General features: G+C 50.2%; 11 protein-coding genes. 9 read left to right on the forward strand and 2 right to left on the reverse strand.

What is annotated here, in order from left to right; translation table 11 throughout:
• Positions 1-28 precede the first annotated feature (28 nt).
• The 3 genes from pxpB to ACEVJK_RS13350 are packed head-to-tail and all read left to right on the forward strand — an operon-like array spanning position 29 to position 2,575.
• A complete protein-coding gene (gene pxpB / locus ACEVJK_RS13340) occupies positions 29-766 on the forward strand; it encodes a 5-oxoprolinase subunit PxpB (protein ID WP_147573403.1) in 738 nt (245 codons plus the stop codon).
• The gene (locus ACEVJK_RS13345) at positions 763-1,704 is read left to right on the forward strand and encodes a biotin-dependent carboxyltransferase family protein (RefSeq protein ID WP_147573402.1); all 942 of its coding nucleotides are present in this window, start codon (positions 763-765) and stop codon (positions 1,702-1,704) included. Before pxpB ends, ACEVJK_RS13345 begins: the two co-directional genes overlap by 4 nt.
• Before the next feature lie 55 nt (positions 1,705-1,759).
• Positions 1,760-2,575 carry a putative hydro-lyase gene (locus ACEVJK_RS13350; RefSeq protein WP_147573401.1) on the forward strand — a complete coding sequence of 272 codons (816 nt, stop codon included), beginning with the start codon at positions 1,760-1,762 and terminating at the stop codon, positions 2,573-2,575.
• A gap of 303 nt (positions 2,576-2,878) precedes the next feature.
• Here ACEVJK_RS13350 and ACEVJK_RS13355 read toward each other — a convergent pair whose 3' ends face one another.
• Together ACEVJK_RS13355 and ACEVJK_RS13360 are read right to left on the reverse strand one after the other, a co-directional pair.
• Positions 2,879-3,550, reverse strand: a complete 672-nt coding sequence (locus ACEVJK_RS13355; protein WP_147573400.1) for a GntR family transcriptional regulator — start codon at positions 3,548-3,550, stop codon at positions 2,879-2,881.
• Positions 3,551-3,623: 73 nt separating this feature from the next.
• Positions 3,624-5,285, reverse strand: a complete 1,662-nt coding sequence (locus tag ACEVJK_RS13360) for a M20/M25/M40 family metallo-hydrolase (RefSeq protein WP_374740784.1) — start codon at positions 5,283-5,285, stop codon at positions 3,624-3,626.
• Between the two features lie 658 nt (positions 5,286-5,943).
• Between ACEVJK_RS13360 and ACEVJK_RS13365 the strand changes: the two genes are divergently transcribed.
• The 6 genes from ACEVJK_RS13365 to ACEVJK_RS13390 all read left to right on the forward strand — a co-directional run bounded on the left by ACEVJK_RS13365 (position 5,944) and on the right by ACEVJK_RS13390 (position 11,766).
• Positions 5,944-7,005, forward strand: coding sequence for a TRAP transporter substrate-binding protein (locus tag ACEVJK_RS13365; RefSeq protein WP_147573398.1), 1,062 nt, complete (start codon positions 5,944-5,946; stop codon positions 7,003-7,005).
• Positions 7,006-7,148: 143 nt separating this feature from the next.
• Entirely contained in the window at positions 7,149-7,646 is a 498-nt protein-coding gene (locus ACEVJK_RS13370) for a TRAP transporter small permease (RefSeq protein ID WP_262670544.1), read from the forward strand.
• On the forward strand, positions 7,643-8,923 hold the full coding sequence (locus ACEVJK_RS13375) for a TRAP transporter large permease (RefSeq protein WP_186853410.1): 1,281 nt from the start codon (positions 7,643-7,645) through the stop codon (positions 8,921-8,923). The genes ACEVJK_RS13370 and ACEVJK_RS13375 overlap by 4 nt, the downstream gene beginning before the upstream one ends.
• Positions 8,924-9,086: 163 nt before the next feature.
• Positions 9,087-9,578, forward strand: a complete 492-nt coding sequence (locus ACEVJK_RS13380) for a pyridoxamine 5'-phosphate oxidase family protein (protein WP_374740785.1) — start codon at positions 9,087-9,089, stop codon at positions 9,576-9,578.
• A 75-nt stretch (positions 9,579-9,653) separates the two neighbouring features.
• The gene (larA, locus tag ACEVJK_RS13385) at positions 9,654-10,940 is read left to right on the forward strand and encodes a nickel-dependent lactate racemase (RefSeq protein ID WP_374740786.1); all 1,287 of its coding nucleotides are present in this window, start codon (positions 9,654-9,656) and stop codon (positions 10,938-10,940) included.
• A gap of 55 nt (positions 10,941-10,995) precedes the next feature.
• Positions 10,996-11,766, forward strand: coding sequence for an AraC family transcriptional regulator (locus ACEVJK_RS13390; protein ID WP_147573393.1), 771 nt, complete (start codon positions 10,996-10,998; stop codon positions 11,764-11,766).
• The last annotated feature ends 249 nt before the right edge of the window (positions 11,767-12,015 follow it).

Consider the following 12,015-nt stretch of genomic DNA (forward strand, 5'->3'; position numbering starts at 1 on the left):
GCCGGACTGGAACAGAAAGGAGCCGTATATGGCTGAAGTGAAATTTCTCCTCTCCGGGGATACCTCTGTGACGGTGGAGTTCGGCAATGAGATTAGCCCGGCTATTAACGCTCAGATCCGCGCCTTTAACATTGCCCTGGAGGAGAGCAGGATCCCTGGCATTACCGAGACGGTTCCCACCTACCGCTCCCTCATGGTCCATTACGATCCTGGCATCATTCTCTATGATGACCTGGTGAAGGAACTCAAGGGGCTGATGGGCCAGCTTTCCAACATTCAGATTCCCCCCAGCGACGTGCTGGAGATTCCTGTCCTCTATGGCGGGGAAGCTGGGCCTGATTTGGAGTTTGTCGCAGAGCATAACAAAAAAACCCCGGAGGAGGTCATCAAAATTCATACCTCCACCGAATACCTCATCTATATGCTGGGCTTCACCCCAGGCTTTACCTACCTGGGCGGCATGAGCGAGGAGATCGCTGCCCCCCGCCTGAAGCAACCACGGGTGAAGATCCCCGCTGGGTCAGTGGGGATCGCGGGTTCTCAGACCGGCGTGTACCCCATCGACTCCCCAGGCGGCTGGCAGCTCATCGGTAAGACCCCGGTGCGTATGTACCAACCGGACCGGGCGGAGCCCATCCTCCCCAAGGCTGGTGAGTACATCAAATTCTATTCCATTACCCAGGCGGAGTTTGACGCCATCGCCGCCCAAGAGGCGGCGGGCACCTATGTGTGCAAGCGCCACCCCAGAAAGGAGGGGGGACAATGAGCATCATGGTATTGAACCCCGGCTTGTTAACTACGGTGCAGGACATGGGGCGCGTTGGCTATCAGCAGTTCGGCGTGCCCGTTTCCGGAGTCATGGACCCCCGAGCGGCGGCCGTCGCTAATATTTTGGTGGGAAACCCGGAGGATGAAGCGGTGCTGGAGTGCACTATGCTGGGCCCACAGCTGCGCTTTGATGCAGCCAACACCATCGCCATCACTGGCGGGGACCTGATGGCCGCTCTAGATGGACAGGTGGTACCAACTTATCGAGCGGTAACTGTCCAGGCAGGTCAGACACTCCGTTTTCAGGCCCCTAAGACAGGTTGCCGGGCCTACATCGCTTTTGCCGGAGGTTTGGACATTCCCGAGGTCATGGGCAGCCGCTCCACCTACTTGAAGGCCAAGATCGGAGGCCTAGGGGGGAGAAAGCTTCAAAAGGACGATGTAATAGGCTTCCGGGCCCCCGGCATCCCTAAGAACCTGTCCGAGCGGTATATCTACCCAGAGTTCATCCCACACCCCGTGTACACCCTGCGGGTAGTTATGGGACCTCAGGACGATGCGTTTACTGACTCAGGTATTGCCACATTTCTGAGGGAAACCTACTCGGTGACCAATGAGTTTGACCGTATGGGCTGCCGCTTGGACGGAATGCCCATCCAGCATGTTACCGATGGCAACATTATTTCTGATGGCATCGCCTTTGGAGCCATTCAGGTGCCCACGGAGGGGAAACCCATCATCATGATGGCTGACCGTCAGACCACTGGTGGCTATACCAAGATCGCGAACGTGATCTCCGCCGACTTCCGCCTCCTGAGCCAGATAAAGGCGGGGGACAAGGTGAAGTTTGAGAGAGTGTCCATTCAGACCGCGCAGGAGGCTCTCCTCAACCAACGCGCTGCCCTGCGCACCCTGCGCCGGTCCCTGGATATGTGATCAATGTAGCCCTGCCTCTGTCGGGTGGGGCCACAGGACAGAAAGGATGATAATTATGGCCTTTGACATTACCCCTTATATAGACAAGAAACCCTCTGAAGTCCGCCAGTTAATTCGTCAGGGTGTCATTGACTTTCCTACCGCCGGTATGTGCCGGGGCTACGCCCAGGCTAACTTGGTGATCCTACCTCCGGAGTACGCCGACGACTTTGAGGAGTACACGCGGAAAAACCCATTTCCCTGCCCAGTGCTGGAAATCATTCGAGGCACCCCAGAGACCCACGCCATGGGACAGGGCGGAAACATTGTCACCGACATCCCCCGTTACCGAGTGTATGAGAACGGGGTGTTCACCAAGGAGCTGACTGATGCCTCTGCATACTGGAAGGCTGGGTATGTGGGCTTCCTAATCGGGTGCTCCTTTTCCTTTGAGGAGGCGCTCATGGCCGCAGGCCTCCCCGTGCGTCATATTGAGCAGGGCTGCAATGTGCCTATGTACAAGACCAATATTCAGACTGTAAAGGCGGGACCGTTTGAAGGACCCATGGTGTGCTCCATGCGCCCTATGACCCCGGAACAGGCCAAAGTAGCCTACGACATTACAGTAAAAATGCCGAATGTTCACGGTGCTCCGGTCCAGATCGGTGATCCTGAGAAGGTAGGCGTTAAGGATGTGATGAAGCCAGACTACGGCGATCCTGTCGAAATTCGGGAGGGAGAAATACCGGTATTTTGGCCCTGCGGAGTCACTCCTCAAGCTGCAGTAGAGAACGCGAAGCCACCCGTTGTCATTACACATGCCCCTGGGCATATGTTTATTACCGATATCCTCAACACAGAGCTAAACGATTATCTGGAAAAAAACAAGTGAAGCTGAGTATAAGGCATGATTGCCTCAAATAATTTGGAGAAAGAGCTGCCTGTGATTTGGAATATCAGGCAGCGCAAATAACCTGCATCGGCAGTACATAACAGAGCATTGAATTACTTCAATGGATCTGTGACAAACGCCTTTGTGGAGGCTCTGAATCATATCACGCAATTTTCTTTCAGTCTGAAGAATATGAATTTGAAGTGTTATAAGAGAACGAGAGCAGCAATCTGATATGGATTGCTGCTCTCGTTTCATATTCCGGAACGATATCTTAAAGCTTACCTCTTAATTGAATAATATTTATTCTAACTTCTTTCGCTCCGTCCGGTCGATGTACCTCTTCTCAATTTGTCGCAAATGGTTATCCATTGCCTGATAGGCGTGATCATATTCTTTTCGTTCCAGGGCGTCCACAATGGCGGTGTGCTCAACTACAGCCGGTTTATAGGAGGAAAGCAGTGTGGTACTGAGTATCAGACAGCGGGTGCTGTGTGTGTTAAGCCGTTCCACCACATCGCAAAGGAAGCGATTTCCGGTCGCCTCTGCCAGCGCGGTATGGAAGACATAGTCCTGCTGAATATAGTACATATAGTCATCGGCATCGGCCATCTTGCAATTTTGCTGTTCCTCAATACTATTGCGCAATTTGCGAATCAGCATGGGGGTGACTCGTCCCCTCAGCTCGTTTATAGTCAGAAGCTCCATTGGCCGGCGAATAACATTAATGCTTGCCGCGTCCTCCTCCGTTAGACGGGAGACTGTCACACTTTTTCCGCGCACTTCAGCCAATCCGTCGTCTACCAGTCGGTGAAGTGCAACCCGAACGGTAGTGCGGCTGATTGACAGTTCCGCGCAAAGTTTTTCCTCTGTCAATACATCATCAGGAGCCAGCTCATTGTAGACAATGGCGTTTCTCAGTACATGATATGCCTTGTCTGACAGTTTCATATTTTTCTTCAGGGGTTCCAGCATGAAATACTCGCTCCTTAAACTTAGTATCCAAAAACGCACTGGGGATCAGAATATTACCGACAAGGCGGTGGTATCATTTTTCGTTAAGATATTTCTCCAAGACGCGCAGCATAATAATGGGTAATTTGCCGAAGGAATACTCCTTATGGACTCGCTCTGTCCACTTATGGGCATCCTTGCCGTGACAGCCGAAGTTGAAGGCGGGGATATTCAGCCGCTTAATTTGGTCCAGGGGCACGTCATAGTGGCCCTTCATGTCAGGGAAGTTGTCCACCAGAGTCTTGATAGAGGTGTCGGTGTCATCCAGCTTCAGATAGCTGCTGTCAGTGAGCACTGGGAAGAACTGCATCATCTTCAGCTCCTCGCCCATCTCCTGGCCTAACTGATTCAGCAGATCGACTACGCTGTCTAACAACGCGCCTTCCTCCGGAATTTCGCGCTTCAGTGTATTTCGGGGGCAGTAGGGCGGTGCCAGGAACAAAATGACTGTGGGTGTATTAATACTCAAAATATTATTTGCCAGATATTCTACAATCTTCAGACACAGCTCGCGGCGGTCCAGGTTTTCCTCAAGCGATTGTTTGGTGATCGCACGGATATCCTCGTCCACGTCAGTCTTGAGGGCCTTGGCCTTCTCATACAGCTCACTGTATTCCATGACCTTCAGTTGGTACTCACGCTTGTAGTAGTCGGCACCGGTCATCTTACAGTAGACCTTATTCTGCTCATCTGTGTAGGTATCCACAGTGTTCAGGGCATCCTCGGCCACCTTGCGCAGGCGGGCAAAAATCTCATCCATCTCCATATTATGGATGAAGTAGTTGAAGTACACAAAAGCGGAGAAGGCGGTCTGCACGTCGTAGGAAGGCTTCAGGTCCCTCATCTTCAGCACCGTGGGGGGCATAGCGAACTCGCCGTTGTAAACGTCGCTGAACTCGGCACGCATATCTATGTTCCGGGTGATCTCAGCGGCTACCATAGAGGCGCTAAACCCCTCAAAGCCCTGACCGGAATGGGTGGGCTTACCAATGATGTAGAAGCAAGGCAGAATTTTTCCCACCGCTCCGGCATGGAAGTAGTGGGCGGTATCGCCGGGGAAGGCGGGGGAGATGAAGTCGGTGTTCATGGCCATCTTGTAGGTTAAGCCATACTTGGCCTTCAGCTCCTCCAGCACATTTAGAGACTCAATAATTCCGGTATGCTGGTTTTCTTCCACAGGATTGGTCATGAAGATCAAATTTCCATCAAACTGATCCAGGTGTTCTGTAAAATACCGCATCAGCACCATATTGACCGCATCGCCCGATTTCATATCAGAAGAACCGCGACCAAACATCCATTCTCCAGACTCAATATCCGCCAGGACCTCTGGGTCGCTAGTAATGGACTTGATCTTCTCTGGCAGGGCGTCGCAGTCAAAGGCGTACTCCTTGATGGAGCCGTAGTCATCGATACCCACAGTATCGTGGTGGCCGTGGAGGATGATAGTTTCGTTGCTGTTACTACGGGAACCAAAAGCGATGGCGACCACGTTGATGCGGTCATAAGGGTCGTTCTTTAGGGGCTGGGTGATGACTTGATCCGGATGTGCCTTAAAGTAGGGGAGCTCACGAATCCAGGCGGCCATATAATCAGCCACCGCACGCTCCCCACCATCGGAGTTATTCATGCTGGGAATGGAAACCAGCTTTTTTGTGAGGGCCAGTGCCTCATCATAGAAAGGATAATTTTGCATGGCGGGTATGCCTCCTTTGTCCCAGAAAGATGGGACGAATATAATAGAAACATTACCCTGATGTCTTTGTTTGAGAGTTGGCCATTTGTACTTTGTATACAGAACATAAATATTATAGTTGAAAGAAAGTTGAATGTCAACCCAAATATCACGATTATGATAAATAGCAAGAAAATACGAATATCTTTTTGTTGATATAATACAAATGATTTTTGCCAGTCTGTTACCATTAATCGCTGTACACTATAAACAAAAATCTTGGATAATTTTTTCAGAAATAGTAAAATATTTTTTGATATCTTTTTATCTCTTGACAGATAAATGTCGTTTGTGCTATTGTCTTTTTGAACTTCCCTGATATTTTTGGCTATATTCTACATGTTTGTATACAGAACACTATATTACAGAACACTACATAATTACCTTTTGAAAAGAGTATATTTTCTAATACCTTGGCATCCTCATGAAGCCGCAGAATTGTGGCATAGTCAGACCAATTCTGATATGTTTCCTGTCATCGTACTTTCTGTGGGAGAATCCAGTCCAATGTAAACAGGCCGTCCAAATCTGCTCCTTCCTTGGGTTTATGGGCCGGAAGCTTCCCCAGAGTGTATATCAACCAAAACCGATCTAAATGTAATGAGGAGGATGAACAAAAATGAAGAGAAAGACCATTTCCATGCTTCTAGCCTGTGCCATGATGCTGAGTCTGGCTGCATGCGGCAACACCCAAAAACCCAGCACATCCAGCGCTTCCAACGCTGGCGGAACGAGCGGCACCACTTCTGATCCTGAATTTACTTTGATTGTCGGTTCTACCATTCAGGACGACTCTGCCTCCGGTATCGCCCTGATAGAGTATTTTAAGCCTTATGTTGAGGAGAACTCCAACGGCCGTATCCGGGTAGATGTACAGAACAATTCGGTTTTGGGTGGCGACCGTGAGCTGTTTGAAGCCCTGCAGCTGAATACAGTGCAATGCTCTTTTGGACCCATGTCTACTTTAGCCAACTTTGAGCCCAACTATGCTGTGTGTGACTTGCCCTTCCTTTTCAGCAGCAAGGAAGATGCCTATGAGCAGTTAGACGGTGAGTTTGGCGCCAAACTGGCCGAGAACCTCCCCAATGTCGGTATGCGTTTGCTGGCCTACGGCGAAAACGCTTTCCGCAACATCTCCAATAAAGTCCGCCCCATAACTTCCCTGGCGGATATGAAGAATATGAAGATTCGTGTTATGGAGTCCCCTGTTAATATTGCTACTTACGACGCACTAGGAGTTTCTCCTACTCCCATGGCTTTCTCCGAGTTGTACACCGGTCTGTCCCAGGGCGTTGTTGAAGGGCAGGACAACGGCGTAGTGCTGACCTACACTGCTAAACTGTATGAGGTTCAGCCCTACTATACATACACCGGCCACATCTATGCTGCCAACGCTATGGTTTTCTCCGAGGCGTTTTGGCAGAGCCTGCCCGCTGACTTGCAGAAGGTCGTAGAGGATGGGTCAAAGTACGCGATGGAGAATCAGCGCCGTTTGAACACGGAGATGGAAGAGGAACTGGAAGCCACTATGGCCGAGGCTGGGGTGGAATTTATCCATCCCGACGCCGCAATGGTTGAAGAGATGCGTGAGGCGACCAAGTCTGTTTGGGAACTAGAGGACATCAAGAATATGATTGATCCTGAGATCTACGAGATGGCGGTTCAGATTCGAGATAATTAAAGAAATATATTATCGCAAATTACTTGAGTAATGTCTCCTGTTGCGGGCGGGGATGCCGGCAGGCATCCCCGCCCACTTTACCAATTAACAGAACTCGGTAAAGGCATTTCCTTGTCTACGCCGTTATTATGGGGGCTCAATACATGAAAACCTTGGTTAAAATTTGGGATCATTTAGAGGAATATATTTTGGTCCCTTCTTTGATGATTAGCACCGCCCTGATTTTCTATCAGGTTGTGATGCGTTTCCTATTTAAAGACGCGCCATCCTGGTCTGAAGAGGCTGTGCGCTATCTCTATGTGTGGCAGACCTGGCTGGGTGTGAGTTATGCTGCCCGCAACGGCACTCATCTCCGCATCACCATGATAAAGGATCGCCTCTCCCCTAAAGGACAGAAAATCCTTGAATTGTTTGTTACTGCCATCTGGATCGGCTTCGCTGTCTTTGTCTTTATTCAAGGCATGGCCGCAGTCCAGACGATTGCCGCTTTTGGGCAGAAATCTACTGCCCTGCGTATTCCCATGCAGATTTGTTACGCCTCCATTCCTGTCGGAATGGTGCTCATGAGCATACGTCTGATCGAAACAACAATTAAGAGTCTTATCGGCAAAAAAACTGTGGAAGGAGGGGCCGCTGAATGAACATTCTGCTTCTGTTTGGCGTGTTTTTTGTGCTGATCATGCTGAGTGTGCCGATCGGCGTCGCTCTGGGCGTGGCCACATCGCTGACCATCTGCCTGACCAGCAACATTGGCCCTGTGATGGTGGCCCAGAAAGCGTTTACTGGTCTGGACTCCTTTACGCTGATCGCCATTCCCTTCTTCATGTTGGCGGGCAATTTGATGGCTCTGGGCGGTATCGCCAGACGTATCGTCAATCTTGCCGACGCCGCGGTGGGTAAGTTTACCGGTGGCTTGGGCATGGCTACCGTCATCGGCTGTATGTTTTTTGCGGCCATCTCTGGCTCCGGCCCTGCTACTGTGACCGCCATGGGCTCCATCATGCTGCCAGAGATGGAAAAGCGGGGCTATGACCGGGCTTTTTCCACTGGTTTGACTGCCACAGCTGGTACGATTGGCGTCATCATCCCCCCGTCTATCCCCTTTGTGATCTACGGCGTTGCTTCCGGCACCTCTGTGGGTGATATGTTCAAGGCGGGCTTTATTCCAGGCATTCTGATTGGCATTGGCCTGATGATTGTCTGTTGGGTTATTTCTAAAAAGCGCGGTTATAAGGGAATTGAGCGTACCAAGAACGATGAGAGTTTCCTGAAGGTCTTTTTGGACTCCCTGCCCGCACTGATGGCCCCCGTCATTATTCTGGGAGGCATCTATGGTGGTATTTTTACCCCGACAGAGGCCGCGGTGGTTGCCACTGTTTATTCTCTGTTCGTAGGGAAATTTGTTTACCATGAGCTGACTTGGAAGATTGTATACGAATCTTACCGCAGCACCGCCGATATGAACGGCTTCACAGGGTTGGCGCTAGGGTTCTCCATGTCCTTCGCGGCCTATTTGACCATGGAACAGATCCCGGCCAAGGTAGCCAATGTGGTCCTCAGCGCGGTCTCCTCCAAGATCGCCATTATTGCTCTGATCATCGTCATTCTGCTGGTGGTGGGATGTTTTGTAGACAATATTTCCTCCTGCCTGATCCTGACCCCTGTGTTCCTGCCCATGGTTAAGGCGGTTGGAATGGACCCTGTCCACTTCGGCATTATGATGACTGTAGCGCTGGCCATCGGTTTTGTAACACCTCCCTACGGTGTGAATCTGTTTGTGGCCTCCGCTGTTGCAAAGCTGAAGATAGAGGAGGTCTCTAAGGCTGCTATCCCATTCTTGGCCGCCATGTTTGTCTGCCTGCTGCTCATTGCCTACATCGAACCCATCTCGATGGCTCTAGTCTGGCTGCTATCCTAAAACCTGTTTGATGTGTGCTCCTGCGCATGTATGATTGGTGGAAACAAAGCTGTTGGATTGCCCTGCGCTTTCCTCCGGCTTTGTTTCCATCCAATCTGGGCAAAGGATATTCCACGCGGTTTTGTGACACTGTGACATATTTCTGTTTTGAGGAGGAGCTGTTATGTATCCAATGCGAAGAAGCGATCGGGAACAGGGGGAAGAATTTGCGCTGTCCTTGATTGACCACTGCTCTCATGGCGTTATGTCTATTCATACCAGCGAGGCATTTCCCTATTGTCTGCCCCTCTCCTTTGTTCGAAATGGCAACTGCCTCTACTTCCACTGCGCCAAGGCGGGAGGGAGAAAGCTGGACCTGCTGCACGCCAACCCCAATGTGTGCATTACTTTCGTAGGGGGGGACGAGCCGGAATTTGTCGCGCCCAACACATATACCACCTATTTTCAGTCTGCCATCGTTACTGGCACCGCCGTTGAGGTCACGGACCAGGCGGAAATGATTGAAGCTCTGCGTTTGCTGTGTGAAAAGTTAATGCCTGAGCATATGTCTGGCTTCAGCCACGCCATACAGTCTACCCTCGCCGCCACCTCTGTCTGGCGCGTTGATATTGCGGAGGCCAGGGGCAAGCAAAAAAAGAGACCAGCGAACTGTTGACAAGTATTCCTGAACCTTTGGTCGACAGCTTTCACAGTTCATATTTGAATTTTACCGTTATTGGGGACGCTTCTTATGAACGATGACAGATGTATTGCGTTGCGCTGCGGAAACAAGAGCTATACTGTCCGCATCCCGGACGGTATTCGATTTCAATATGCCCGACTAAATCAGACAGAAAAAGTAACTGATTACGGCGGACTGATTCGGGATGCGCTGGACCACCCTATCGGCGCGCCTCGGATCGAAAACCTGCTTCGACCTGGCCAAAGGGTTTGTATCATCAGTGATGACAATACCCGCGTGACACCTGTCCGAACCATACTCCAGGAACTCCTGCCCCGCATTGAAGGGGCTGGGATCCTTCGACGTGATATTTTTATTGTCATTGCGCTGGGCAGCCACCGGCCCATGACACAAGAGGAAATTGCAGCCAAATTCGGACAGGATATTGTGGACCGCTACCAAATTCTCAACAGCGAATTTGAGAATCCCGATATGCTCACCCAGGTTGGCACTAGCGAATTAGGCACGCCGATCCGGGTATATAAGCCAGCTATGGAGGCAGATATACGTATCGGCATTGGAAATGTGGTGCCACACGGCTGTATGGGCTGGTCAGGCGGCGCGAAGATCCTCTATCCTGGTATTACTTCTGCCGATATTTTCTCTGAGTTCCATGTCATGCAGGGACTTCGGGATGAAGTGCTTCTAGGCATGGTGGAATGTCCTGTTCGTCTGGCAGTGGAGGAGTGGACCAAAAATATAGGCTTACACTACATTATCAACACCGTGTTGGACGAGAATATGAATCTGTATCGCGCAGTAGCAGGGCATTATATCCATGCCCACCGGAAGGCGGTATCCTATGCCCAGGCTGTGTGCGGTGTATCTTTGAAGCAACGGCCTGATGTGGTGCTGGCCTCTGCTTACCCCATTGACATCGATTTCTGGCAGTGTGGAAAAGCGGCCTATGGTCCTACTCGTGTGATCGCAAAGGGGGGCGAGTTCCTTCTTTTGGCCGCCTGTACCGAAGGAGTAGGACCCCATCCCCAGATACTGGATTATATGGCATTGGAAAACGGAACAGAGGTTCTCTCCCACCGCATTGCTTCCCAAAATACTGGAGAGGATCTGCTTACCATGGCGGTAGGTGTGAGTATGGGCCGAGTAGTTCGACATTCAAACGTCACGCTGGTGACTGACGGCCTGCTGCCAGAAGATTGCCGGCGTGGGCAAATGTCCCATTGTTCTCCAGCCAATTTACAGCAGGCCCTGCAACAGGCGCTAGAAAGATTTGAAGATCCTTTCCTCCTTATAATTGGAGAAGGCGGCGAAGTGATTCCTCTTTTAGAAGATTAACCTATACCCTTTATGGGCGTTTATGTAGCCTGAACATCACCTGGGGGGTACATATGTGAATTTCAAGACATTTTATATCAACCGCCATCAGATTGGCTATCAGGAAGTCCTGCTGGATGATCCGGTCTTTGAAAAGGCATATCTGCTGGAAAATCCTAAAAAAATTGATATTATTGCCATTCCTGACGGCTGTGTCGATCTGCAATTCACATGGGAGAGCAATGTCTGCCGTGGATATGTATGTGGGAGCTTTCTCCAGGGAAAAAAATCCCTCATCAGTTCCTGCTGCCGTTGTTTTGGCCTGAAGTTGCAGCCGGGTATCCATTTTAAGTTTTTGAAACAGGATGTTGCCTCTCTGGTGGGCAATCGCATCCCGCTCTCTGAATTTCTTGATACCGGTTCCTTTGAGCAGGAATTGGGGGAGATGCCTGACTTCCTCAGTATGGTTGAGGCTACACGCCGGTTCTTCTACAGACAGCAGACCGTTCCAATCCATATAATCGCCAACTGCGTAGCCAAATTGATTGTTAATTCCCCTGGCACCTTGAAGGTATCAGACATGACAAGTACCTTGGGATATAGTCAACGTTATATCAGCAACATTTTTAAATGCCATTTTGGCCTCTCGCTCAAAAAATACTCTGATATCATTCGAGCCCAAACTGCCATCACTTATTTAGAGTATACCGATATAATGGATGTCATTGTTGATCTTGGCTACTACGACCAGCCTCACTTTATCCATGACTTCAAACAATATACTTCTATGACCCCAAGTTCTTTTTTAAATCAGGTATGCCGCAGCAAGGTTGGCTTGGTCGTCTAGGGACTGGATGATATGTCCACTTTTTACAATCTTTCTTTTTCCTCAGATGATACAATGTGGCCAAGTTAATGAAGCATGTTTAAAGAAATTTCTTAAGACCCAAACAATAATGAATAGAAAGGATTGACGTTTATGACTCAGCATGAGAGAAGCAAGGTACTCCTGCCCCCAATGGCGATGCACGCGGAGACAACGCCCTGTGTTGTAAGGGGAGAAGGCTGTTATCTGTATACGGAGGATGGCCGGAAG

The organism is Flintibacter sp. P01028, assembly GCF_041925235.1.
Lineage (GTDB): Bacteria > Bacillota > Clostridia > Oscillospirales > Oscillospiraceae > Lawsonibacter > Lawsonibacter aceti.